Raw genomic sequence first — 23,376 nt, 5'->3', positions numbered from 1 at the left:
GGCGTGACCGATCCCGCACGTGAGCGCCTGACCGTCTTCGACGCCGGGGGCACGCCCACCGGCGTCGCCGAGCGCGGCGAGGTCTACGCGCGCTCGCTGTGGCACGCCACGACGGCGGTCCTGCTCCGCTCCGCCGACGGCACGCGGGTCTACGTGCACCGTCGCACCGACACCAAGCTGGTCATGGCCGGGATGTGGGACTGCCTCGCCGGCGGGGTCCTCGACGAGGGCGAGACCCCCGACGCGTGCGCCGCCCGCGAGCTGGGCGAGGAGCTCGGCGTCACCGGCGTGCCGCTGGAGAAGCTGGCCGTGGTCGCCTTCGACGCCGCCGCGCTGGGTGTCGACACCGGGCCCGGCACCGGCCCGGACGGTCTGCGGGCCCACGTGCACGTCTACCGCGCCTTCTCCGACGGCCCGGTGACCCACCAGCCCTCGGAGGTGGCCGAGGGCGGCTGGTGGACCCTCGACGAGCTGGCGGCCCGGATCGGCGCGCCGGACCGGGCCTGGGTCCCCGACGGCCTGTACGTCACCCGCCTGCTGCTGGCCGACCTCGTCCGTTAAGGTCCTCGGGCCAGCGCGTTTACCAGTGGGTAACATACGTCACCCACATCGGTACCTGAATCGGTCGACACCGGGCGGGTCGCGCGACGCCACCCCGGGAAGGGCCCAGCGTGGAGCCTCCCCCGACGCCCACCACGCCCACCACGCGACAGTTCCAGGAGTCACCCATGGTCAGCATCTCGGTCTCGGCCCGTTCCCTCGCCGCCGCCAGGCTGATCGATCCCGACGTCAACACCGCCGCCGTGCAGGCCGCGGTGGAGGCGGCACTGGCCGCCGAGCGCCACGAGCAGCGCGCCGCCGCGGGCTCCACCACGCGTCGCGAGCACACCGCCCGCCGGGAGCCGGACTCCCGCCGGTCCTGACCCTCCCCGCCCCGCCGGCGGGTCCCCGTGCACCCGGAGGCGGGCCGGACAGCGCGACGGGCCCGCATCCCGGGTGGGACGCGGGCCCGTCGCGGCCGTGATCAGAAGTTGATCATGTGGCCGGCCAGGCCGTGGATCGCCTCCTGCAGGCACTCCGACAGGGTCGGGTGCGCGTGCACGTTGCGCGCCATCTCGTGGACGGTCAGGTCCCACTTCTGGGCCAGGGTCAGCTCGGGCAGCAGCTCGGTCGCCTCGGCGCCGATGATGTGCCCGCCCAGCAGCTCGCCGTAGGTGTCGTCGGCGATCAGCTTGACGAAGCCGGCGGGCTCGGCCATGCCGTGCGCCTTGCCGTTCGCGGTGAACGGGAAGGTCGCGGTGTTGACCTTCCAGCCCTTCTCGTCGGCCAGCTCGCGGGCCTCGGCCTCGGTGTAGCCGAACGACGCCACCTGCGGGTTGCAGAAGGTCGCGCGCGGCATCATCTTGTAGTTCAGCTCCTGGGTCTCGGCGCCCGCCAGGGTCTCGGCGGCGACGATGCCCTGCGCCTCGGCGACGTGGGCGAGCATGAGCTTCGCGGTGACGTCACCGATCGCGTAGACGTGCTCCACGCTGGTGCGCATGTAGTCGTCGATCTCGATGGCGCCGCGCTCGGTGAGGTTCACGCCGAGCTTGTCGAGGCCGTAGCCGTCGACCCGCGGGGCGAAGCCGATCGCCTGCACGACCTTGTCCGCGCGCAGCTCCTCGCTGCCCTTGGACGAGGAGACCGAGACGGTGACACCCTTGCCGTCGTCGGTGATGGACTCGACCTTGGTGGAGGTCCGCACCGTCACGCCGAGCTTCTTGTAGGCCTTGAGCAGCTCCTTGGACACGTCCGCGTCCTCGAGCGGGAGCAGCCGGTCCAGGTACTCGACGATGGTGACGTCGACGCCGTAGTTGGCCAGCACGAACGCGAACTCGACGCCGATCGCACCGGCGCCGGCGATGATCACGCTCTCCGGCAGCTCACGGGTGAGGATCTGCTCCTCGTAGGTCACGACGCGGTCCGACAGCTCGGTGCCCGGCAGCAGCTTGACGGTGGAGCCCGCGGCGATGATCACGTCGTCGTAGGTGACGGTCTCGTTGCCGCCCTTCGACAGCTCGACCTCGATCTCGCCCGGCTTGGTGAACCGGCCGAACCCGTCGAACTCGGTGATCTTGTTCTTCTTCATCAGGAAGTGCACGCCCTTGACGCGCCCGTCCGCGACCGAGCGGCTGCGGTCGAAGGCGGCGCCGAAGTCGAGCGACACCTCACCGGACAGACCGAAGGTCTTCTGCTCCTTGGTGACGATGTGGGCGATCTCGGCGTTGCGCAGCAGCGCCTTGGAGGGGATGCAGCCCACGTTGAGACAGACACCGCCCCAGTACTTCTCCTCGATCACCGCCACACTGCGGCCGAGCTGGGCGGCACGGATGGCCGCCACGTATCCACCGGGTCCGGCTCCGAGTACGACGACGTCGAAATGAGGCATGTGCCCAGCCTAGGACGCCTGGGCCGGGTCCGGGCCGTCCGGTCCCGAGTCCCGGGTCACGGGCCACTCCCCGCCACCGGACAGGTGCGCGACGACCGCCTCGCACGCCTCGCGCAGCCCGGCCTGCTGGGCAGGGGTCAGCCCGTCGAACACCGCCTCGCGGACGCTCTCGACGTGGTCCGGGGCCGCACCGGCCAGCACCTCGAAGCCGCGGTCGGTCAGCCGGGCCAGCTGGCCGCGGCGGTCGGTGGGACAGGACCGCCGCTCGATCCAGCCCGCCTCCTCCATCCGGGCCACCGCGTGCGACACCCGGCTGCGCGAGGACAGCGCGGAGTCCGCGAGGACGCTCATCCGCAGAGTGCGGTCCGGCGCCTCGGACAGGCGGACCAGGATCTCGTAGTACGCCTGGGGCATCCCCGCCCCGGCCTGCAGGCGTCGCTCCACCTTCTCCGAGACCAGCCGCTGCGCGGCCAGGAAGGCGCGCCAGGTGCGCTGCTCCTCGTCGTCCAGCCAGCGTGTGTGACTCATAGCACCCTCCGAAACATTGGGGCGTGGCATTCGTTGCACCTAGTATCGCTCTCAACAAGTGAGAGTTCAACTATCTCGAGGAGTCACCAGCATGACCACTGCCACCACCATCCCCGGCTACGTCGTCGGCACCTGGGACATCGACCCGGTGCACTCCGACGTGGCGTTCGTCGTCCGTCACATGATGGTCAGCAAGGTCCGTGGCCGCTTCGAGAAGGTCTCCGGCGAGCTCGTGACCGCGGAGCGGCTCGAGGACTCCACCGTCACCGCCACCATCGACGCCTCCTCGATCACCACCGGCAACGACCAGCGCGACGGCCACATCCGCTCCGCCGACTTCTTCGAGGTCGAGAAGTACCCGGAGTGGACCTTCCGGTCCACCGGGATCGCCGCGAAGGGCGAGGACTACGTGCTCACCGGCGACCTGACCCTCAAGGGCGTCACCAAGCCCGTCGAGCTGGACCTCGAGCTGAACGGCTTCGGCCCCGACGCGTGGGGCGGCACCCGCGCCGGGTTCACCGCCAAGACCACCATCAAGCGGTCGGAGTTCGGTGTCGACATCGAGCTGCCGATGGACGGCGGCGGCGTCGTCGTCAGCGAGAAGGTCGGCGTCGAGCTGGAGATCCAGGCGGTCCTGCGCGCCTCCTGACCCCGCACCCGCGGCCACGGCCCCGGACCGGCGACGCCGGTACCGGGGCCGTGCCGCGTCCGTAGGCTGGTGCCGTGCGCAGCTACGCCGAGACGGCCCCCGCCGGACCGCTGCGCGCGGTCGTCGAGGTGTCCTGGCGGGCGCACGCCGGTACTGCGCCGCACGTCCAGCGGGTCCTCCCCGACGGCTGCATGGACCTGCTCCTGTCCGGCGGCCGGGCGGTCGTCGCGGGTCCCGACACCACGGCGCACCTCGCCGGCTCGCCCGCGGGCGGCGTGACCACCGGCCTGCGCTTCCGCCCCGGCGCCCTCCCGGCCCTGCTGGGCATCCCGGCCGACGCGCTGCGCGACCGCCGGGTCCCGCTCGCCGACGTGCTCGACCCCGGCCGGCGACGGCTGCTCCGGCCCACCCCCGCCGACGACGGCGACGGCGACACCGCATGGCTCGCCCGGCTGGCCCTCGCCCTGCAGGCGGCGGCGGTGGACGACCGGACGCCCGCCCCGCTCCCCCGTCCCGCGCTGCGCGCCCTGGCCGGGGGCATGCCCGCCGCGGAGCTGGCCGACCGGCTCGGCGTCACCGGACGCACCCTGCACCGCCGCTGCGTCGCCACCCTCGGGTACGGACCGGCCGTCGCACGGCGGGTGCTGCGCTTCCGGGCCGCGGCCGCGCTGCTGTACGACGGCGTCCCCCCGGCCGCGGTCGCCGCCCGCACCGGCTACGCCGACCAGCCCCACCTGTCCCGCGAGGTCCGGGCCCTGGCCGGGGTGTCCCCCGGTGCCCTCCCGGTCGCCGCCCGGCCGGGCTCCTAGGCCCGGTCCCCCGTGCCGGGAGGGGCGACCGGTGCCGCCCACCGCGCGTGCGCCGGCAGGGGCGGCCGTACCGACGCCCCGGTCAGCAGCCCGGCGAACGCGGACGCGGCCGGGACGGGGCGACGTCCGCGCGGGAGCACCAGCGCGATCCGCCGCCGGACGACCGGATCGGCGAGCGGGACCGCGGCCAGTCCGGCGAAACCGGTGAGCGGCACCACCAGCCCGGGCACGGCCGTCACGCCGAGGCCGGCCGCGACGAGCCCCGCGACCGCGGCGATGTTGCGGGCCGCGACGCCGCGCCCGGGGCGGCTGCCCGACTCGGCCAGCGCCCGGTCCACGTGCTGGCGGATGCTCGTGGACGCGTCGAAGTCGACGAACTCCTCGCCGTCGAGGTCGGTCCAGCGCAGCTCCGGGCGCCCGGCGAGCGGGTGACCGGGAGGCAGCAGGGCGCAGAACCGGTCGGCGGCCACCGGGGTGACCAGGAGGTCCTCGGGGGCCCGGCCGTGCACCACGGTGACGGCGAGGTCGGCCCGGCCGGAACGCACCCGCTCGGTGACCTCGTCGGCGAGGGCGTCGGAGATCTCCGGGCGGACCCCCGGGCGGCGGCGCAGGAACGCCGACACCACCCCCGGGAGCAGGATCGCCGCGAGCGACGGCAGCGTCGCGATCCGCACGGTGCCCGCCTGCCCGTCCAGGACGTGCTCGACGTGGCGCAGCTCCGCCGCGACCCCGTCGAGGGCCCGGCGCGCGGCCGCGACGACCGCCGCGCCGGCCGGGGTCGGCTCCAGGCGGCGGGTGGTCCGCTCGAACAGCCGCGCCCCGAGAAGCCGCTCGACCTCCGCGACCGTGCGGCTCAGCGAGGGCTGCGCAGTCCGCAGCACGGCCGCGGCCGCGGTGAATCCCCCCGCGTCGTGCACCGCGACCACCGTCCTGAGCTGCTGCAACGTCAGATCCATGTCGCCACCGCATCAGTCGATCCGGATTCGGTCTTTGACGATCATAGGTTCCGGCCCGCACCGTACATCCGGGCCGATGCCGGCCCGGACGCCGACGAGGAGGTCGACGATGCTCGCCGCGATCGGATTCCTGACCATCGCCGTGTTCCTGGCGGCCGTGCTGTCCGGGCGGGTGTCGGTGCTGCTGGCCCTGACCGTCGTCCCGGCCGCCGCCGCCGTCGCCGCCGGGCTGGGCGGCGGGCTGGGCGAGTACGTCGCGACCGGTCTGGAGACCGTCGCCCCGGTCGCCATCATGATCACCTTCGCGATCCTGTACTTCAGCCTGATGCTCGACACCGGGCTGTTCGACCCGGCGATCCGCCGGGTGGTCCGGTGGGCGGGCGGGGACCCGTTGAAGATCTGCGTCGGCACGGCCGCGCTGACCGTGCTCGTCGCCCTCGACGGTGACGGCGCCTCCACCTTCCTGATCATGGTGAGCGCCATGCTGCCCCTCTACGACCGGCTCGGGATGCGCCGGATCGTGCTGGCGGCGCTGGTGTGCCTCGGGGCCGGGGTGATGAACATGATCCCGTGGGGCGGCCCGACGGCGCGGGCGATGGCCGCGCTCGACCTCACCGCCTCCGACGTGTTCGTGCCGCTGCTGCCCGCCATGGCCGCCGGCATCGCCTGGGTGCTGCTCGCGGCCTGGGTCATCGGCCGCCGCGAACGCGCCCGCCTCGGCGTCGTCGCGCTGCCCGAGCCCGCCGACGCACCCGGGGCCGCCGGGGCGCCCGCCGTGCGGTCGCGGGCCGACCGGGTCCGGTTCGTGGTCAACGTCGTGCTCACCCTGACCCTGGTCGTCGTGCTGCTCCTGCAGCTGGCCGACCTGCCGGTGGTGTTCCTCTGCGCCTTCGTCGTCGCACTGCTGGTCAACCGGCCGACCTGGGACGGCCAGCGCGCGCTGTTCGAGAAGCACGGCCACAACGTCGTGCTGGTGACAGCGATGATCTTCGCGGCGGGCGTGTTCACCGGCGTCCTCGGCGGCACCGGGATGATCACCGCGATGGCGCAGTCGCTGGTCGGGCTCGTCCCCGAGGGCGCGGGCGGCGTGCTCCCCGTCGCGGTGGCACTGACCTCGATGCCGCTCAGCCTGGTGTTCACCCCGGACGCGTACTACTTCGGCGTCCTGCCGGTGCTGGCGGAGACCTCGGCCGCGCTGGGAGGCGACCCCGCGGAGGTCGCCCGGGCCGCGATCCTGGGCCAGATGACCACCGGGTTCCCGCTCAGCCCGCTCACCGCCTCGACCTTCATCCTGCTCGGGCTCACCGCCGTCGAGCTGGGCCGCCACCAGCGGTTCGTCTTCGGGTGGGCGTTCGGCACCACCGCCGTCATGACCGTCGTCGCGCTGCTCACCGGCGCCCTGAGCCTCTGAGGAGAGACCCCGATGCCCTCGGCCACCACCCGGATCGGCAGCGGTGCAGGCTTCGCCGGTGATCGCATCGGGCCCGCGGTCGACCTGGCCCGCCGCGGCGCGCTCGACGACCTCGTCCTGGAGTGCCTCGCCGAGCGCACCATCGCCCTCGGCCACCGCCGGCGCCTCGCCGACCCGGCCACCGGGTACGACCCCCGGCTCGGGCAGCGGCTGACCGCGCTGCTGCCGGACCTGCTCGCGGGCGGGGTCCGGCTGCTCACCAACATGGGGGCGGCCAACCCACCGGCGGCCGGTCGTGTCGTGCGCGAGCACCTCGACCGCCTCGGGTCGGCCGCGCCGGTGGCCGTCGTGACCGGCGACGACGTGCTCGACGTGGTCGACCCGGCGGCGCGCGCGGCCGAGGACGGCGTCCCCCTGCACGAGCACGGCGAGCTCGTGTCGGCCAACGCCTACCTCGGCGCCGACGCGATCGCGCCCGCGCTGGACACCGGCGCCGCGGTCGTCGTCACCGGGCGGGTGGCGGACCCCTCGCTGTTCCTCGCACCGCTGGCGCACCGGCTCGGGTGGGATCTCGACCACCCGGACGAGGCCGCCGCGGGCACCCTGGTGGGACATCTGCTGGAGTGCGCCGGACAGCTGACCGGCGGGTACGCCGCCGACCCCGGGCACCTCGACGTCCCCCGGCTCGCCGATCTCGGGTTCCCGTTCGCCGACGTCGCCGCCGACGGGACCGCGCGCTACGGCAAGCTCGACGGCACCGGCGGCCGACTCGACCGGCACACGGTCCGCGAGCAGCTGCTCTACGAGGTGACCGACCCGACCGGCTACCGCACCCCCGACGTCGTCCTGGATCTGCGCGGCGTGTCCGTGGACGACGACGGCCCCGACCGGGTCCGCGTCGCCGGCGCCACCGGCCGGGCCCGCCCGGACGAGCTCAAGGTCAGCGTCGGCTACCGGGCCGGGCACCGGGTCGAGGCCGGGATCTCCTACGTGGGCCCGAACGCCGCGGCCCGGGCCCGGCTGGCCGCCGACGTCGTCGCCGAGCGGGTCCGCGGCCTCGCCGTCGCCCCCCGGATCGAGGTCCGCGGCGGCGACACCGACGCGCGGCTGCGGGTCGCGGCGCTGCACCCCGACCCGGACGTGCTCGACGTCCTCGCCCACGAGGTGGAGGCGCTCTACACCAACGGCCCGGCGGGCGGGGGCGGTGTGCGCACCCGGCTCGACGAGGTCGTCGGTGTGCTGTCCACCCTCGTCCCCCGCGCGGCCGTCGTCCCGCGGGTCACCGTCCTGGAGGCCGGCTGTGCTGCTGCATGAGATCGCGCACTGCCGCGCGGGGGACAAGGGGACGGTGGCGACGCTGACCGTGGTCCCGTACGACGACGCGTCCTACCCGCTGCTCGTGGCCGTGCTGACGCCGCAGCTGGTGCGGGCGGGCCTGGACCGCTGGGTCGGCGGCGAGGTCACCCGCCACGAGCTGCCCCGGGTGAGCTGCCTGCAGTTCGTCTGCACCGGGATCCGCGGCGGCGGGGTCACCGTGTCGACCGAGCTGGACACGCACGGCAAGTCGTTGTCGTCGCGGCTGCTGGCACTGGCGCTCCCGCCGCCGCCCGGCCCGCGGTGAGCGGGGTCCGCGCCGCGGGTCAGGCCCATGCGAACAGGTCCAGCGACGAGCCGTCGGGGTCGGCGACGGTGGCGTAGCGCTGCCCCCACGGCGCGTCGAACGGGTCCAGCACCGAGGCGTGACCGGCCGCGGTGATCCGGCGCCAGGCGTCGTCGACGGCCGCGGCGGTCGGCAGCCGGAACGCCAGCCCGACCCGTCCGTGGCCGTCCGGGGCGACGCCCGGGTGGAAGCCCTCCACCATCGACTGCAGGTCCAGGGCCAGACGCACGCCGCCGCGCAGCGTGGTCTCCACGTGCGCCTCGGTCTCGGAGCCCTCGGGGAACTCCAGCCCCAGCAGGCGGTAGAAGGCCAGCGAGCGGGTCATGTCGGTGACCACGATGCCGATCATGTCGAGCTCGGCGCCGAACGAGGTGTCCATGCCCACGACGCTAGGCCGCGGGCGGCCCGGCGTCGTGAACGGATCGGACAGCGCTCAGCGCTTCCCGCGGAAGCGGCGCAGCATGTCCTGCGCCCGCTGCCGGTTGCGCGGATCGCTCGCCATCCGCTTGGCCTGGTCGCTGTAGCGACGCCCCTGTGGGCTCTTCAGGAATGCGCTGATGCGCCCGATGATGCCGGCCATGACGACCTCCGTGGTGGCGGGCCGCGACACGGACGTGCACGGCTCCGTGCACAGGATGCCCGTTTCGTCCGGACATCATTCCACCGGGTGACGATCCCCGGACACACGGCGGGCCCCGCCGCAGGATGCGGCGGGGCCCGTGCGCGCGGAGCGCGCCTACAGGTACTGGCCGGTGTTCGACGCGGTGTCGATCGCACGGCCGGTGGCGTCGTTCTTGCCGGTGACCAGGGTGCGGATGTAGACGATCCGCTCCCCCTTCTTGCCCGAGATCCGCGCCCAGTCGTCGGGGTTGGTCGTGTTCGGGAGGTCCTCGTTCTCGGCGAACTCGTCGACGATCGCGTCCAGCAGGTGCTGGACCCGCAGCCCCGGCTGGCCGGACTCGAGCACCGCCTTGATCGCGGACTTCTTCCCGCGGTCGACGATGTTCTGGATCATCGCGCCGGAGTTGAAGTCCTTGAAGTAGAGGGTCTCCTTGTCCCCGTTGGCGTAGGTGACCTCGAGGAAGCGGTTCTCCTCGGACTCGTCGTACATCCGCTCGACGATCCGCTGGATCATCGCGGTGGTGCACGCCGTGCGGTCGCCGCCGAACTCGGCCAGGTCGTCCTCGTGGATGGGCAGGGTGTCGGTGATGTACTTGGAGAAGATGTCGATCGCGCCCTCGGCGTCCGGGCGCTCGATCTTGATCTTCACGTCGAGCCGGCCCGGCCGCAGGATCGCCGGGTCGATCATGTCCTCACGGTTCGAGGCACCGATGACGATGACGTTCTCCAGGCCCTCGACGCCGTCGATCTCGGCGAGGAGCTGGGGGACGATCGTCGTCTCCACGTCGGAGGACACACCCGAGCCACGGGTCCGGAAGATCGAGTCCATCTCGTCGAAGAACACGATCACCGGGGTGCCGGCGCTCGCCTTCTCCCGCGCGCGCTGGAAGATCAGCCGGATGTGCCGCTCGGTCTCGCCGACGAACTTGTTGAGCAGCTCGGGGCCCTTGATGTTGAGGAAGAACGCGCGCCCCTCGTCCGGGTCGTCGCCCCGCTGCTTGGCGATCTTCTTCGCCAGCGAGTTCGCGACGGCCTTCGCGATGAGCGTCTTCCCGCAGCCGGGCGGCCCGTAGAGCAGCACGCCCTTGGGCGGGCGCAGCTCGTACTGGGTGAACAGCTCGGTGTGCAGGAACGGCAGCTCGACCGCGTCCTGGATCTGCTCGATCTGCCGGGACAGGCCGCCGATGTCGGAGTAGGCGATGTCCGGGACCTCCTCGAGCACGAGGTCCTCGACCTCGGCCTTGGCGACCCGTTCGTAGGCGTAGCCCGCCCGCGAGTCGACCATGACCGAGTCGCCGGACTTGAGCGGGCTGGTGCCCTCCTCCTGTCCGAGCTCGAACAGCGGCGCCGCCAGCCAGACGACCCGCTCCTCGTCGGAGTGGCCGACGACCAGGCCGCGACCGGCCGAGCCGTCCTCACCCGGACGGGAGATGATCTCCCGCAGCGAGTAGAGGTCACCGACCTGCTCGAAGCCCATGGCCTCGACCACGGTGAGCGCCTCGTTGAGCCGGACGGACTGGCCGCTGCGCAGCGTCTCGCCCTCGACCGCCGGGGACACGGGGACCCGCATCCGGCGGCCGGAGGTGAAGACGTCGACCGTGTCGTCGTCGTACCGGCCGAGGAAGACCCCGTAGCCGGACGGCGGCTGCGCGAGCCGGTCGACCTCCTCGCGGAGCGCGACCAGCTGGCCGCGGGCCTCCTTGAGGGTCTCGGTCAGCTTCTCGTTCCGAGCGTTGAGCGCGGAGAGCCGGCTCGTGGTCTCGGCGAGCCGCTGTTCCAGCACTCGGGCGTGCCGGGGCGTCTCGGTCAGCCGTTGACGCAGCGTGGAGATCTCGTGCTCGAGATGACGGATGTGCTCGGCGGCCTCAGCGGGGCTGAGGTCGCGGTCAGACTGGAAACCCTGGTTGCCGGGACCGTCGTCGTAGGGGTGGTTCACGGCAGCCTCCCTCCGTGTTCCGTCTCACCACGGTACCCGTGACGGGTGACCGCGACGGTGCGTCGAACCGGTGATCCGGGCCTCAGCCGGTCGGCACCATGTGGTCACTCTGCGGCTTCACGGGCGTCACCGCCACGTCCACACGGAGGGTAGTTCGTAACGTTCTCGTTCCGCGCTCCGGCGCGTCGCGGCCGCGATCCGGTCGAAACCGGACAGAACGCACAGGTCAGCGGCCGGTCGGCCGGCGCTGCTGCCGGGGCGGCGTGACGCCGTCGGCGAGCCGCCGGGTGGTCAGCAGGAAGGCCGTATGGGCGATCATCCGATGCTCCGGACGAACGGCCAGACCCACCACGTGCCAGGGGCGGACCATCGCCTCCCAGGACTCGGGCTCGGTCCAGCACTGCATCTCCCGCAGCGCCTCGGTGAGCACCGACAGCTGGGTGGTGGTCGCGACGTAGCCGACGAGGATCCCGCCCGGCACCAGGCAGTCGCGCACGGTGTCGAGCACGTCCCACGGCGAGAGCATGTCCAGCACGACCCGGTCGACCTCGCCGCGGTGCTGCCGGACGTCACCGACGGTCAGCTCCCAGTGCGGGGGCCGGTGACCGAAAAAGGTCTCGACGTTGGTGACCGCGTGCGGGGCGTGGTCGTCGCGGACCTCGTAGGAGATCACCTTGCCGGTCGGCCCGACGGCCTGCAGCAGCGAGCAGGTCAGCGCGCCGGACCCGGCGCCGGCCTCCAGCACCCGCGCGCCGGGGAACACGTCGCCCCACATGAGGATCTGCGCGGAGTCCTTGGGGTAGATCACCTGGGCGCCGCGGGGCATCGACAGCACGTAGTCGGCCAGGCGGGGGCGCATGGTCAGGTACGGCGTGTTCGCCGCGGAGTGCACGAGCCCGCCCTCGGGCGAGCCGATGATGTCGTCGTGGTCGATCTGGCCGCGGTGGGTGTGGTACGCCCCGCCGGCCTGGAGGACGACGGTGTAGCGGCGCCCCTTGGGGTCGGTGAGCTGGACCCGGTCGCCCTCGCGGAACGGCCCGCCGCGGCGCGGGGGCTCCCAGACGACGTCGGCGCTCCCGGCGACATGGTCGTCGTCGGCGGGGCCGTCGCCGGCCGGGTCGGCGTCGGCCGGGTCGGCGTCGGCCGGGTCGGCGTCGGTGAGGTCGGCGTCGGTGGGGTCGGCGTCGACGGGACCGGTGGCACCGTCGGAGGTCGGGAGGGCGTCGTGCACGGGCGACGACGCTATCCGCGCTCCCGCTCGGCCCGGTCGCCGGGGCGTCGGCGGCGCGGCACGAGCAGGCCGAGCCCCAGCAGCAGGAGCACCGCTCCCCCACCGACCACCAGGCCCGGGCCGGTGCGCAGGAACCCGGCTGCGCCACCGACCCAGGGCAGGTGGTACCAGACCCGGCCCAGCAGGTCCTGCGCCGTCACCGGATGCGGATCCGGCGCCGGGTTCGCGTCGCCGCGGGTGGTGAACACGGGGCCGGGATCGACCGCGACCACACGGTGGGTGACGGTCCGGGTCTCGCCGCGGGTCCGGTCGCGGTTGACGAAGGAGATCAGGTCACCGACGACGACGTCGTCCGCGTCCACCGGGCGGGACACGACCAGCGACCCGATCGGCAGGGTCGGGACCATGCTCCCGGACAGCACCGTGTACGCGCGGGACCCGGTGACCGCGGGGACGACGGCGACCGCCACGGCCAGCCCGACTAGTCCGAGCACGACGACGGTGACGAGCGCGCCGCCGATCCGGCGCCACGGCGACGGGCGGAGGCCGGCCGGTGCCGGCCACGACGTACGCGAGGGTGCAGCGGGGTCTCGGCCCATCGGATCACCCTAGGTCGGCGTCCGGGCACGTGACGTACACGATCGTGCGGTGAGCTGCGCCGATGCAGCGGGAACGTCCACGCGCATGGACACACGCACACGCCTCGGGATCGGCGTCGCCGCGGTCGCGGTCGCGGTACTCGCGATCGGCCTCGGCACCTACGCCGCCTTCACCGACACCGAGGACGGGCCGGGTGGGCAGGTCTCCTCCGGCACCCTCGACCTCACCGTCGGCTCCAATGCCGACAAGGTCCTCTTCAACCAGGCCAACATCGCCCCCGGCTTCTCCACCACCGTCACCGTCGACGTCCGCAACGCCGGTTCCGTCCCCGGCACCGTCACCGGATCGCTGACCGCGACCGGGTCCGACGTCACCTGCACCGAGCCCGAGGCGGAGGCGGAGAAGGTGGCCGCGAACGCCTGCGCCGCCGGCGGCAACCTGCAGGACGAGATGACCGTCCAGGTCGTCTCCGGGCCGGGGGTGGGCACCGCGGGGGCGCCCGTACCGCTGCGCACCTTCGTCCAGAGCCCGCTGCCGTCCGGGCCGCTGGGCGCCGGGGCCACCGGTACCTACACGTTGACCTTCGCGCTGCCGTCGTCGGCGGACAACAAGGTGCAGGGCGACCGGATCACCGTCGGGTCGACGTTCACCCTGAACCAGTCGTGAGCCCGGCGGTCCCCCGGCGGCGGGCAGCGCTCGCGCTGGGGGCCGCGGCCGTGATCGTCGCGGTGTCGGCCGCGGCCTGGGGCACCTGGGCCGTGTTCACCGACAGCGACCCGGGTGCCGCGGGGTCGACCTCGGCGGGCACGGTGGTGCTGGGCGGGCGGGCGACCCCGCCCGCGGTCGCACTGACCGGTCTGCGGGCGAACTCGACGACGACCACCTCGGTGACCGTGGACTACCGCGGTTCGGTGCCGGCGACGCTGTCGGTGTCGCTGCCGGCGTACTCCTCGACCGCCTGCACCAGCGGGGTCGGCGGGCTGCTCGACGGCCTGAACGTCGGCTCGCTCACGGTCCGCATCGGGTCGCGGGCCGCCGAGTCGTACTGCGCGCTGCTCGACGGGAAGGACCGCATCGTCACCACACTCGCCCCCGGCACCGTGGTGACGGTCCCGCTGACCGTCGCGGTGGGCCCGGTCGTGCTCCTGCCCCGCACCGAGAGCGCGACGCTGCGGCTGGGGGTCTCGGGCGGGTTCACCGACCGGGTGGACGGGACCCTGCGGATCGGCACGACCGTGCTCGGGGCCCGCTCGCTGCGGGTCGCCGCGCCGAGCGTCGTCCCGGCCGTCGCCGCCCCGCCCGCCGAGTGCGTGGACGCCGGTATCACCTCGGTCACCGAGACCGTCGTCCTGAGCGGCGACGGCGCCGTCTTCGACGCCCGCACCGACCGGCCGGGGGCCACCGGGCCGCTGCTCGTCGTGGGCACCCCCGGGCCCGACCGGATCACCGGGTCCGCGGGGCGGGACTGCGTGGTCGGGGCGGGCGGGGACGACGTGCTCGACGGCGGGGCCGGGGACGACGTGCTGCTCGGCGGCGACGGCGACGACCGTCTCTCCGGCGGGGACGGCGCCGACCGGCTGTACGGCGGCGCCGGAGCCGACACCCTGCTCGGCGGCCCGGAGAACCCGCGCGTGCCGGACGTGCTGCACGGCGGGCTCGCCGACGGCGCGACCTGTCCGGACGCCGGCCCGGAAGACCTCCTGACCGCGTGCACGGCACCGGCCCCCGCCGCGACGCCACCGGCGACCGCACCGTCACCGGCACCCGGTGCGACTCCGGTGCCGGAGGGCTCGGCCGACCCGGCCGCGCCCGGGGACCCCGCCTCCACACCCCCGGAGCCGGCCCCGCCCGCGCCGGCCGTGCCCGAGGGCGAGCCCGACCCGGCGACGACCGCGCCGCCCGGCTGATCCGGATCCCGGAATCGTCGGGGGGCACGGCTAGCCTGCCCGTCGTGACCGTCGAGGAGCCCCCGTCCGCCCACGCGGCCGGGCCCGGTGCGTCCCCGGCCGCCACCGCACCGCGTCCCCCCGCCCTGTCCCCGTCGCGTGCGGCGGACTTCCGCCGCTGCCCCCTGCTCTACCGGTTCCGTGCGGTCGACCGGCTCCCGGAGCCGCCGTCGCAGGCCCAGGTCCGCGGGACACTGGTGCACGCGGTACTGGAGCGGCTGTTCGCCCGGGACCCGGCCGACCGGACCCCGCAGGCCGCGCGGGAGCTGCTCGGCCCCTGCTGGGACGACCTCGCAGCCGCGGAGCCCGCCGCGGCGGCGCTGTTCAGCGGCCCGGAGGACCCGCAGCTCGCGCTCTGGCTGGACTCGGCGTCGGCGCTGCTCGACCGCTACTTCGCGCTGGAGGACCCGGCCGGCGTCACCGCGACGGCGGTGGAGACCCGCATCGAGGCGGCCCTGCCCGGTGCCAGCGGCACGGCGCCGGTGCCGCTGCGCGGCATCCTGGACCGGCTCGACGACGGTCCCGACGGGCTGCGGGTGGTCGACTACAAGACCGGCGCGACGCCCGGCGAGGGCTACGAGTCCGGCGTGCTGTTCCAGCTCAAGTTCTACGCACTGGCCGTCCTGCTGACCCACGGCCGCGTCCCCGACGAGCTGCGCCTGCTCTACCTGGCCGACGGCACCGCCCTGACCTACCGGCCCGACGCCGAGGAGCTCACCCGCTTCGGGCGCCTGCTCGAGGCGGTGTGGACCGCCATCCGGCTCGCCGCCCCCACCGGGGACTTCCGGCCCCGCACCGGCCCGGCCTGCCGCACCTGCGACCACAAGGCCCACTGCCCCGCCTGGGGCGGCACTCCCCCGCCCTACCCCGGCTGGCCGGGCGGCGCGGCATGATCGACGGGTGAGCGCACCGCCCCCGATCCCGCCCGGCCCGTTCTACCTGCCCCGCGGCGAGCAGACCGCCGACGGCGTCACCCGCGCCGCCTTCGAGGCCACGCCGTCGACGACCGGCCCCTGGTTCGCCGACGCCCAGCACATGGGCCCGCCCTCGGCGCTGCTGGTCCGCGCCCTGGAACGGCTGCCCGAGTCCCGCCCCGGCGGCGGGGCCGGGTGGCGGATCGCCCGCGTCACGGTCGAGGTGCTCGGGGCGGTGCCCGCCGGGCCGGTCACGGTCACCGCGGGCGTCGAACGGCCCGGGCGGACGATCGAGCTGCTGTCGGCGACGATGCGCGCCGGTGACCGGGACGTGCTCCGGGCCCGGGCCTGGCGGCTCGCCGCGTCCGACACCGCCGTCGTCGCGCAGGGGCAGGCCGTCGCGCTGCCCGGGCGGGACGCCGCCGTCGTGCGCACCGAGCGGCCGGACGGCTGGCTGCCCGGGTTCCTCGACGCGATCGAGTGGGCCTGGCTCGACGGGGGCCGCCTCGGCGACGAGGGCCCGGGGCGCGGCTGGATCCGGATGCGGGTCCCGCTCGTCGAGGGCGAGGAGCCGAGCCCGGCGCAGCGGCTGATGGTCGCCGCGGACTGTGCGAACGGGCTCGCCGCACCGCTGGACGTGACGCGCTGGCTGTTCGTCAACACCGAGCTGACGGTGCACCTGCACCGGGCCCCGGCCGGCGAGTGGATGGGCGTCGACGCCGCGACCGTCGTCGGGCCGGACGGGCTGGGCACCTGCTCGGCCACCCTGTTCGACGACGACGGGCACACCGGCCGGATCGCCCAGGCCCTGACCGTCCGGGCCCGCTAGCCGTACCGCCGCCGGCACCGCCCCGGGCCGCACGACGGCGGCCCGCCACCGGAGTCACCGGGGGCGGGCCGCCGTGGGGGGAACGGACGTCGGACGGGGTGGGCTCAGTGGCCGTGGCCGTTGACCGTCATCGCGCGGCAGGACCGGATCTCCGAGGTGAGGATCGCGGTGGCGCCGATGTCGGCGAGCTTGTCCATCACGCGGTTCGTGTCCTTGGTGCGCACCATCGTGCGGACCGCGACCCAGCCCTTCTTCGACAGCGGCGAGACCGTCGGCGCCTGCAGACCCGGCGCGACCTTCTCCACGGCCTCCAGCAGCCCCTCCGGGCAGTCGAAGTCCATCATCAGGTACTCGCGGGCCACGACGACGCCCTGCAGCCGGTCGGCGAAGACCTTCTTCAGCCGGGTGGTCTCGGCGTCCTCGGCGCGGTCGTGCCGCTTCTCCCGCTCGATGAGCGTGGCCTGCGAGGTGGCGATGGCCTCGCCGATGATCTGCAGACCGTGCTGGCGCAGCGTGCGCCCGGAGGACACGACGTCGGCGATCGCGTCGGCCAGACCCAGCTGGATGGAGATCTCCACCGCGCCGTCGAGCTTCACGATCTCCGCGCCGATCCGCTTGCCGGACAGGTACGAGCGGACCAGGCGGGGGTAGGACGTCGCGATCTTGCGGCCGTCGAGGTCCTCGATCTTCCAGTCGGCGTCGGCCGGGGCCGCGAAGTGGAACCGCGACCTGCCGAATCCGAGCGGGATGATCTCCTGGGTCTGGCTGCCCGACTCCTCCATGAGGTCGAAGCCGGTGACGCCCAGATGCAGGTCACCCTTGCCGACGTAGGTCGCGATGTCCTTGGGCCGCAGGTAGAAGAACTCGATCTCGTTCTCGTCGTCGACCACGCTGAGGTCGCGCGAGTCGGTCCGCTGGCGGTACCCCGCCTCGCGCATCATCGTCGCGGCGGGCTCGGCCAGGGTGCCCTTGTTCGGCAGTGCCACGCGGAGCATTTCCGCTCTCCTGACGGTCGTCGTCGGTGGTGGTGTCGGTGGGTCGGGTCGACCTACAGATGCTTGTACACGTCCTCGAGGGTGAGCCCCCGCTGGAGCATGATCACCTGCAGCCGGTACAGCAGCTGCGAGATCTCCTCCGCCAGCTCGTCGTCGCCCTGGTACTCGGCGGCGATCCAGACCTCACCGGCCTCCTCGAGCACCTTCTTGCCCTGGGCGTGCACCCCGGCGTCCAGCGCGGCGACGGTCCCCGAACCGGCCGGCCGCTCCTGGGCCTTGGCCTGCAGCTCGGCGAACAAGTCGTCGAATGTCTTCACGGGTACCAGTGTGAACGGTGACCCACGCCGCACGCCGGGCGCATCCGGGGCGGTAAGCCGTGTGGGCAACGGACCGCGCCGGATGGTTCACCCGGAGTGAGCAAGACCAGGTCGGGGTGCCGCTCGTCGCCGCGAACGGCCCGCTCACGCCGGTGCCTGCGCCGTTCAGCGGGCCCGGACCTCCGCGAGGACCGCCCCGAGCTCGGCCGGCCCGATCCCGGCGAGGGTCTCGCGCAGCACCCGGCGCGGACCGGCCGGTACCTCGAGCTCGCAGGGCACCACCAGGACCGCGCAGCCGGCCCGCTCGGCCGACAGCGCACCCGTCGGCGAGTCCTCCACCGCGACGCAGTCGCCCGGTTCGACCCCGAGCAGCTCGGCGCCGCGCCGGTAGGGCTCGGGCTGCGGCTTGGGCTCGCGCACCTCGTCGCCGGGCACGACGGCGGTGAAGTGCTCCCGGCCCAGGGTGTCCAGCGCCCGCTCCACCAGCACCCGGATGGTGTTGGTGACGAGCACGGCGGGGATGCCCGCCTCGCGCAGGGCACCGAGCAGCTCCCGGGCACCGGGCCGCCACGGCACGCCGTGGGAGAACAGCTCCCCGGCGCGGTCGTAGAGCCACTCGCCGGTCTCGCGGTACTCGTCGGCGGGGATCGTGCCGGGGTCGCGCCCGGCCTCCCGGAAGCAGATCCGCAGCGACGAGTCGAGCGAGCCGCCGACGGACTCCAGGCGGGCCGCGAGGCTCAGCTCCGGGGCGCCGAGGTGCTTCATGAGGTCGTTGAGGGCGACCTCCCACACCTTCTCCGAGTCGATCAGGGTGCCGTCCATGTCCAGCAGCACGCCCGCGGGCCGGGTCGTCGGCTCAGGCATCGGGGGTGTACCCCAGGTTCGGGCGCAGCCACTTCTCGACGACGGCGACGTCCACACCGAGCCGGCCAGCGTAGTCGGCGACCTGGTCGGGCCCGATCCGGCCGACGGTGAAGTACCGCGACTCCGGGTGGGCGAACATCATGCCGCTGACCGCGGCCGCCGGGGTCATGGCGAAGGACTCGGTGAGCCCCACGCCGGTCTCCTCGGCGCCCAGCAGGTCGAACAGCGGCCGCTTGAGCGTGTGGTCCGGGCAGGCCGGGTAGCCGAACGCGGGCCGGATGCCCCGGAACCGCTCGGCGTGCAGGTCCTCCACGGCCTGGTTCGCGTCGGGCTCGAACCACTCGCGGCGGGCCTGCCGGTGGGCGTACTCGGCGAAGGCCTCGGCGAGCCGGTCGGCCAGCGCCTTCACCATGATCGCCTTGTAGTCGTCGAGCGCGGTCTCGAACTCGGCCGCCATGTCCTCGGCGCCGTGGATGGACACCGCGAACGCGCCGAGGTGGTCCCCGTCGGGCGCCACGTAGTCGACGAGGCTGCGGTTGGCCCGCCCCTGCGGCTTGACCGTCTGCTGGCGCAGCATCGGCAGCCGCACGTCACCGCCGTCGGGTGAGATCACGATGTCCTCGCCCTCGGCGCGGGCCGGCCAGAAACCGTAGACGCCGCGGGCGGTGAACCGGTCCTCGGCGATGATCTGGTCGAGCATCGCGTTGGCGTCGTCGTAGAGTTCCTTGGCGACCGGCGAGTTCAGGATCTGCGGGAACTTGCCCTTCAGCTCCCAGGCCAGGAACAGGAACTGCCAGTCGATCAGCTCGCGGAGCTCGGCGATCGTGGGCTCGCACGGGCGGACCCCGGTGAACTCCGGGACGGGCAGCTCGCCGAAGTCGATGCTCTCGCGGTTGGCGACGGCGTCGGCGAAGGGCAGCAGCGGCGTGGCCTGCCGGCCCTCGTGCTGCTCGCGCAGCCGCTGCTGGTCGGCGTCGTTGCGCCGGGACAGGGCCTCGGCGCGGTCGTCGTCGAGCAGGTCCGACACGACCCCCACGACCCGGGAGGCGTCCAGGACGTGCAGGACGTCGCCCTGGTACTGCTGGGCGATCTTCACCGCGGTGTGCTGGCGGGAGGTCGTGGCCCCGCCGATGAGCAGCGGCAGCTTCAGGCCGCGCCGCTCCATCTCGGTGGCCACGTTCACCATCTCGTCGAGCGAGGGGGTGATCAGGCCGGACAGCCCGACGACGTCGGCGCCCTCGGCGACGGCGGTGTCGAGGATGGTCTGGGCGGGCACCATCACGCCGAGGTCGATGACCTCGTAGCTGTTGCAGCCCAGCACGACCCCGACGATGTTCTTCCCGATGTCGTGCACGTCGCCCTTGACCGTGGCCATGACCACCTTGCCGTGGCCGCGGGCGTCGATCTCGCCGCGGGCCTTGGCCTCCTCCTTCTCCTTCTCCATGAAGGGCTCGAGGTAGGCGACGGCGCGCTTCATCACGCGGGCGGACTTCACGACCTGGGGCAGGAACATCTTGCCGTCGCCGAACAGGTCGCCGACGACCTTCATGCCGTCCATCAGCGGGCCCTCGATGACGTCGAGCGGCCGCGCGGCCTGCGCGCGGGCCTCCTCGGTGTCGGCCTCGACGAAGTCGACGATGCCGTGCACGAGCGCGTGCGACAGGCGGGCGCGGACGTCGGCCTCCCGCCAGGACAGGTCGACCTTGCGCTGGGTGCCCTCGCCCTTGAACCGGTCGGCGTTCTCCACGAGCCGGTCGGTGGCGTCGGGGCGGCGGTTGAACAGGACGTCCTCGACCATCTCGAGCAGGTCGGCCGGGATGTCCTGGTAGACCGCGAGCTGACCGGCGTTGACGATCCCCATGTCCAGGCCGGCCTTGATGGCGTGGAACAGGAAGGCCGAGTCCATGGCCTCGCGGACGACGTTGTTGCCGCGGAAGGCGAAGGACAGGTTCGAGACACCACCGGAGATGTGGGCGCCGGGGCAGCGCTCCTTGATCCGTGGGCAGGCCTCGATGAAGTCCTTCGCGTAGTCGTTGTGCTCCTCCATGCCGGTGGCGATGGCGAGGATGTTCGGGTCGAAGATGATGTCGTGCGGGTCGAGCCCGGCCTTCTCGACGAGCAGGTCGTAGGCGCGGCCGCAGATCTCGACCTTGCGGTCGGCGGTGTCGGCCTGGCCGGTCTCGTCGAAGGCCATGACCACCACGCCCGCGCCGTAGGCCTTGACCTTGCGGGCCTGCTCCAGGAAGGGCTCCTCGCCCTCCTTGAGGCTGATCGAGTTGACGACGCCCTTGCCCTGCACGCACTGCAGGCCCGCCTCGATCACCGACCACCGCGAGCTGTCGATCATGATCGGCAGCCGGGCGACCTCGGGCTCGGTGGCCAGCAGGTTGAGGAAGGTGCGCATCTCGTCGGCGGACTCGAGCAGGTCGGCGTCCATGTTGACGTCGAGCATGTTCGCGCCGCCGCGGACCATGTCCAGCGCGACGTCGAGCGCGCCGTTGTAGTCCTTCGACTCGATGAGCCTGCGGAACCGCTTGGAGCCGGTGACGTTGGTCCGCTCACCGATCATCACGAACCCGGTGTCGGGGCCGATCTCGAAGCGCTCCAGGCCGGAGAAGCGGGTGCGCTGCGGGGCCTGCGCCGGCACCCGCGGCGGCAGCCCCTTGACCCGGTCGGCGATGTGGCGGATGTGCTCGGGGCCGGTGCCGCAGCAGCCGCCGACGATGTTGACCAGCCCGGACTCGGCGAACTCCTTGAGGAAGTCCGCGGTCTGCTCGGGGGTCTCGTCGTAGCCGCCGAAGGCGTTCGGCAGGCCCGCGTTGGGGTAGGTGGCGACGAACGCGTCGCTGATCTCGGCCAGCGCGACGGCGTGCGGGCGCATCTCGTCGGCGCCCAGCGCGCAGTTCAGCCCGACGACGAGCGGCGCGGCGTGGCGCACCGAGGTCCAGAACGCGTCGACGGTCTGCCCGGACAGGGTGCGCCCGGAGCGGTCGACGATGGTCACCGAGATCCACACCGGCAGGTGCGGGGCGACGTCGTGCGCGGCCTGCAGCGCGGCCTTCGAGTTCAGCGTGTCGAAGATGGTCTCGATCAGCAGGACGTCGACGCCGCCGGAGTCCAGCGCGGCGATCTGCTGGGCGTAGGAGTCGTAGACCTGCTCGTAGGACACCGCACGGTAGGCGGGGTCGTCGACCTTCGGCGACAGCGACAGCGTGACGTTCAGCGGACCGATGGAGCCGGCCACCCACTTGGGCTCGCCGGTGGCCTTCTCGGCCTCGTCGGCGGCCTCGCGGGCCAGCCGCGCCGCGGCCACGTTCATCTCGTCGACCTTCGACTCCAGGCCGTAGTCCGCCTGGCCGATCGTGGTCGCGGTGAAGGTGTTGGTGGTCGTCAGGTCGGCGCCCGCGTCGAAGTAGTTGCGGTGCGCCTGGAGGATCAGGTCCGGACGGGTGAGGTTGAGCAGGTCCGGGTCACCGTTGGTGTCCTTGGGGTGGCCGTGCAGCCAGTCCGCGGAGTAGTCCTCCGGGGTGAGGCCGAGGCCCTGGATGACGGTGCCCCACGCCCCGTCGATGACGCCGATGCGCCGGCCCAGCAGCTCCGTCAGCTGCTCGGTCCGCCGGGCCGCTCGTTCGACCCGTTCGGGGTCGACCGGGCGGGTCGTGCTGTGGTCGTCCGAAGAGATGCCCACCGAGTGATCCGCTCCCGTCGTAGCTGACACGATCAACCACGGTACCTGGTGACGGGGAGGGAACCCGGCCGTGCGCCCGCGGGGTCGTAGGCTGGGGCGATGACCGACCGAGAGCCGAGCACCACGGGCGGCGACAGCACTCCGCACCTGGTCGACCCGGTCCTCATCGCCGCGTTCGAGGGCTGGAACGACGCCGGTGAGGCCGCGAGCACCGCGCTGGAGCACCTCGAGCTCAGCTGGGACGCGAAGCCTCTGACCTCGATCGACCCCGAGGAGTACTACGACTTCCAGGTCACGCGCCCGCACGTCAAGCTCTCCGACGGCGTCACCCGGCGGATCGAGTGGCAGACCACGCGGCTGTCGTGGGCGACGCTGCCGGGTACCGACCGGCATGTCGTCCTGGTGAACGGGATCGAGCCGAACCTGCGCTGGAAGACGTTCTGCGCGGAGCTGGTGGGCCACGCGGAGCGTCTCGGCGTGACGAAGGTCATCACATTGGGAGCCCTGCTCACCGAGGTCCCGCACACCCGTCCGACGCCGGTGAACGGCACCTCGTGGGACGCGGAGTCGCAGAAGGCGATGGGCACCGAGCCGTCGAACTACGAGGGCCCGACCGGGATCGTCGCGGTCTTCCAGCAGGCCTGCGTGCAGGCCGGCATCCCGGCCGTCTCCTACTGGGCCGAGGTGCCGCACTACGTCTCGCAGGCCCAGGTCCCGAAGGCCGCGGTCGCGCTGCTGCACCGGATCGAGGAGTCTCTCGACGTCGAGGTGCCGCTCGGTGTGCTGCCGGAGAAGGCCGAGGAGTGGGAGCGGACCGTCTCGGAGATGGCCGACGCCGACGACGAGGTCCGCGAGTACGTGCGGCAGCTGGAGGAGCAGGCCTCGGAGTCCGACGACGAGGAGGCCCGCACCGAGCTGCGCGAGACCTCCGGTGACTCCATCGCGGCGGACTTCGAGCGCTACCTGCGCCGCCGCGGCCCCAACTCCTGACGGG

At 73.3% G+C, this 23,376-nt stretch carries 24 protein-coding genes; 12 read left to right on the top strand and 12 right to left on the bottom strand.

Translation table 11 applies throughout. The features are described from left to right. The first annotated feature begins 3 nt into the window (after positions 1–3). Together ND486_RS02190 and ND486_RS02185 are read left to right on the top strand one after the other, a co-directional pair. Positions 4–561, top strand: coding sequence for an NUDIX domain-containing protein (locus tag ND486_RS02190; RefSeq protein WP_062395122.1), 558 nt, complete (start codon positions 4–6; stop codon positions 559–561). 167 nt (positions 562–728) lie between these two features. Continuing rightward, a complete protein-coding gene (locus tag ND486_RS02185) occupies positions 729–923 on the top strand; it encodes a hypothetical protein (protein ID WP_062395124.1) in 195 nt (64 codons plus the stop codon). Between the two features lie 101 nt (positions 924–1,024). On the opposite strand, the gene lpdA is transcribed toward ND486_RS02185, so the two are convergent. After that, positions 1,025–2,428, bottom strand: a complete 1,404-nt coding sequence (lpdA, locus tag ND486_RS02180; protein ID WP_251782498.1) for a dihydrolipoyl dehydrogenase — start codon at positions 2,426–2,428, stop codon at positions 1,025–1,027. A 9-nt stretch (positions 2,429–2,437) separates the two neighbouring features. Beyond that, complete coding sequence (locus ND486_RS02175; protein WP_062395129.1) at positions 2,438–2,956, bottom strand: MarR family winged helix-turn-helix transcriptional regulator; 519 nt, start codon at positions 2,954–2,956, stop codon at positions 2,438–2,440. Between the two features lie 91 nt (positions 2,957–3,047). Between ND486_RS02175 and ND486_RS02170 the strand changes: the two genes are divergently transcribed. Then, positions 3,048–3,605, top strand: a complete 558-nt coding sequence (locus tag ND486_RS02170; protein ID WP_251782497.1) for a YceI family protein — start codon at positions 3,048–3,050, stop codon at positions 3,603–3,605. A gap of 74 nt (positions 3,606–3,679) precedes the next feature. After that, a complete protein-coding gene (locus ND486_RS29510; RefSeq protein ID WP_251782496.1) occupies positions 3,680–4,414 on the top strand; it encodes a helix-turn-helix domain-containing protein in 735 nt (244 codons plus the stop codon). Here ND486_RS29510 and ND486_RS02160 read toward each other — a convergent pair. Next, positions 4,411–5,370 (bottom strand): LysR family transcriptional regulator, encoded by a 960-nt coding sequence (locus ND486_RS02160; RefSeq protein WP_251782495.1) that lies wholly within the window; start codon positions 5,368–5,370, stop codon positions 4,411–4,413. The genes ND486_RS29510 and ND486_RS02160 overlap by 4 nt on opposite strands. Before the next feature lie 109 nt (positions 5,371–5,479). On the opposite strand from ND486_RS02160, the gene ND486_RS02155 reads away from it, so the two are divergent. The 3 genes from ND486_RS02155 to ND486_RS02145 are packed head-to-tail and all read left to right on the top strand — an operon-like array spanning position 5,480 to position 8,402. After that, on the top strand, positions 5,480–6,781 hold the full coding sequence (locus tag ND486_RS02155; RefSeq protein WP_208823755.1) for a CitMHS family transporter: 1,302 nt from the start codon (positions 5,480–5,482) through the stop codon (positions 6,779–6,781). A 12-nt stretch (positions 6,782–6,793) separates the two neighbouring features. Further along, on the top strand, positions 6,794–8,095 hold the full coding sequence (locus tag ND486_RS02150) for an acyclic terpene utilization AtuA family protein (protein ID WP_251782494.1): 1,302 nt from the start codon (positions 6,794–6,796) through the stop codon (positions 8,093–8,095). After that, complete coding sequence (locus ND486_RS02145; RefSeq protein WP_251782493.1) at positions 8,082–8,402, top strand: hypothetical protein; 321 nt, start codon at positions 8,082–8,084, stop codon at positions 8,400–8,402. The genes ND486_RS02150 and ND486_RS02145 overlap by 14 nt, the downstream gene beginning before the upstream one ends. Positions 8,403–8,421: 19 nt before the next feature. Here the strand turns inward: ND486_RS02145 and ND486_RS02140 are convergent, their stop codons facing one another. From ND486_RS02140 to ND486_RS02120, 5 genes are all read right to left on the bottom strand, one after another. Beyond that, positions 8,422–8,820: a VOC family protein gene (locus ND486_RS02140; RefSeq protein ID WP_251782492.1), complete on the bottom strand. Its 399-nt coding sequence runs from the start codon at positions 8,818–8,820 to the stop codon at positions 8,422–8,424. Between the two features lie 54 nt (positions 8,821–8,874). Continuing rightward, the gene (locus ND486_RS02135) at positions 8,875–9,021 is read right to left on the bottom strand and encodes a hypothetical protein (protein ID WP_168172083.1); all 147 of its coding nucleotides are present in this window, start codon (positions 9,019–9,021) and stop codon (positions 8,875–8,877) included. Positions 9,022–9,177: 156 nt separating this feature from the next. Further along, complete coding sequence (gene arc / locus ND486_RS02130) at positions 9,178–10,998, bottom strand: proteasome ATPase (protein WP_178373760.1); 1,821 nt, start codon at positions 10,996–10,998, stop codon at positions 9,178–9,180. A 226-nt stretch (positions 10,999–11,224) separates the two neighbouring features. Beyond that, a complete protein-coding gene (locus ND486_RS02125) occupies positions 11,225–12,229 on the bottom strand; it encodes a tRNA (adenine-N1)-methyltransferase (RefSeq protein ID WP_251782491.1) in 1,005 nt (334 codons plus the stop codon). Between the two features lie 11 nt (positions 12,230–12,240). Next, the gene (locus ND486_RS02120; RefSeq protein WP_251782490.1) at positions 12,241–12,828 is read right to left on the bottom strand and encodes a signal peptidase I; all 588 of its coding nucleotides are present in this window, start codon (positions 12,826–12,828) and stop codon (positions 12,241–12,243) included. Between the two features lie 85 nt (positions 12,829–12,913). Here ND486_RS02120 and ND486_RS02115 point away from each other — a divergent pair, with 85 nt between their 5' ends. The 4 genes from ND486_RS02115 to ND486_RS02095 are packed head-to-tail and all read left to right on the top strand — an operon-like array spanning position 12,914 to position 16,518. Further along, positions 12,914–13,495, top strand: a complete 582-nt coding sequence (locus ND486_RS02115) for a TasA family protein (protein ID WP_251782489.1) — start codon at positions 12,914–12,916, stop codon at positions 13,493–13,495. Further along, positions 13,492–14,736, top strand: a complete 1,245-nt coding sequence (locus ND486_RS29505) for a calcium-binding protein (RefSeq protein ID WP_308215790.1) — start codon at positions 13,492–13,494, stop codon at positions 14,734–14,736. The genes ND486_RS02115 and ND486_RS29505 overlap by 4 nt, the downstream gene beginning before the upstream one ends. Before the next feature lie 44 nt (positions 14,737–14,780). Continuing rightward, positions 14,781–15,668, top strand: a complete 888-nt coding sequence (locus tag ND486_RS02100; RefSeq protein ID WP_251782488.1) for a PD-(D/E)XK nuclease family protein — start codon at positions 14,781–14,783, stop codon at positions 15,666–15,668. Positions 15,669–15,675: 7 nt separating this feature from the next. Beyond that, complete coding sequence (locus ND486_RS02095; RefSeq protein ID WP_374231365.1) at positions 15,676–16,518, top strand: thioesterase family protein; 843 nt, start codon at positions 15,676–15,678, stop codon at positions 16,516–16,518. A 104-nt stretch (positions 16,519–16,622) separates the two neighbouring features. On the opposite strand, the gene hisG is transcribed toward ND486_RS02095, so the two are convergent. From hisG to metH, 4 genes are all read right to left on the bottom strand, one after another. After that, a complete protein-coding gene (gene hisG / locus ND486_RS02090) occupies positions 16,623–17,513 on the bottom strand; it encodes an ATP phosphoribosyltransferase (protein WP_062395153.1) in 891 nt (296 codons plus the stop codon). 53 nt (positions 17,514–17,566) lie between these two features. Next, complete coding sequence (locus tag ND486_RS02085) at positions 17,567–17,830, bottom strand: phosphoribosyl-ATP diphosphatase (protein ID WP_062395155.1); 264 nt, start codon at positions 17,828–17,830, stop codon at positions 17,567–17,569. A gap of 165 nt (positions 17,831–17,995) precedes the next feature. Next, complete coding sequence (locus ND486_RS02080; protein WP_251782487.1) at positions 17,996–18,694, bottom strand: HAD family phosphatase; 699 nt, start codon at positions 18,692–18,694, stop codon at positions 17,996–17,998. Next, positions 18,687–22,382: a methionine synthase gene (metH, locus tag ND486_RS02075; RefSeq protein WP_308215789.1), complete on the bottom strand. Its 3,696-nt coding sequence runs from the start codon at positions 22,380–22,382 to the stop codon at positions 18,687–18,689. The genes ND486_RS02080 and metH overlap by 8 nt, the downstream gene beginning before the upstream one ends. Before the next feature lie 99 nt (positions 22,383–22,481). Here metH and ND486_RS02070 point away from each other — a divergent pair, with 99 nt between their 5' ends. Beyond that, positions 22,482–23,372 (top strand): PAC2 family protein, encoded by an 891-nt coding sequence (locus ND486_RS02070; protein WP_062395159.1) that lies wholly within the window; start codon positions 22,482–22,484, stop codon positions 23,370–23,372. The last annotated feature ends 4 nt before the right edge of the window (positions 23,373–23,376 follow it).

It is taken from the genome of Pseudonocardia sp. DR1-2, from assembly GCF_023717215.1.
In the GTDB taxonomy this organism is placed as follows: domain Bacteria; phylum Actinomycetota; class Actinomycetes; order Mycobacteriales; family Pseudonocardiaceae; genus Pseudonocardia; species Pseudonocardia alni.
This window is presented reverse-complemented; position numbering and strand designations above follow the sequence as displayed.

What these genes read in the sequence shown, in the direction of transcription:
- ND486_RS02120 (WP_251782490.1), bottom strand. Translation starts at nt 12,828, where the DNA reads ATGGGCCGAGACCCCGCTGCACCCTCGCGTACGTCGTGGCCGGCACCG.
- ND486_RS02175 (WP_062395129.1), bottom strand. Translation starts at nt 2,956, where the DNA reads ATGAGTCACACACGCTGGCTGGACGACGAGGAGCAGCGCACCTGGCGC.
- ND486_RS02140 (WP_251782492.1), bottom strand. Translation starts at nt 8,820, where the DNA reads ATGGACACCTCGTTCGGCGCCGAGCTCGACATGATCGGCATCGTGGTC.
- ND486_RS02185 (WP_062395124.1), top strand. Translation starts at nt 729, where the DNA reads ATGGTCAGCATCTCGGTCTCGGCCCGTTCCCTCGCCGCCGCCAGGCTG.
- ND486_RS02170 (WP_251782497.1), top strand. Translation starts at nt 3,048, where the DNA reads ATGACCACTGCCACCACCATCCCCGGCTACGTCGTCGGCACCTGGGAC.
- ND486_RS02150 (WP_251782494.1), top strand. Translation starts at nt 6,794, where the DNA reads ATGCCCTCGGCCACCACCCGGATCGGCAGCGGTGCAGGCTTCGCCGGT.
- lpdA (WP_251782498.1), bottom strand. Translation starts at nt 2,428, where the DNA reads ATGCCTCATTTCGACGTCGTCGTACTCGGAGCCGGACCCGGTGGATAC.
- hisG (WP_062395153.1), bottom strand. Translation starts at nt 17,513, where the DNA reads ATGCTCCGCGTGGCACTGCCGAACAAGGGCACCCTGGCCGAGCCCGCC.
- ND486_RS02070 (WP_062395159.1), top strand. Translation starts at nt 22,482, where the DNA reads ATGACCGACCGAGAGCCGAGCACCACGGGCGGCGACAGCACTCCGCAC.
- ND486_RS02155 (WP_208823755.1), top strand. Translation starts at nt 5,480, where the DNA reads ATGCTCGCCGCGATCGGATTCCTGACCATCGCCGTGTTCCTGGCGGCC.
- ND486_RS02135 (WP_168172083.1), bottom strand. Translation starts at nt 9,021, where the DNA reads ATGGCCGGCATCATCGGGCGCATCAGCGCATTCCTGAAGAGCCCACAG.
- ND486_RS02160 (WP_251782495.1), bottom strand. Translation starts at nt 5,370, where the DNA reads ATGGATCTGACGTTGCAGCAGCTCAGGACGGTGGTCGCGGTGCACGAC.
- ND486_RS02115 (WP_251782489.1), top strand. Translation starts at nt 12,914, where the DNA reads ATGGACACACGCACACGCCTCGGGATCGGCGTCGCCGCGGTCGCGGTC.
- ND486_RS02080 (WP_251782487.1), bottom strand. Translation starts at nt 18,694, where the DNA reads ATGCCTGAGCCGACGACCCGGCCCGCGGGCGTGCTGCTGGACATGGAC.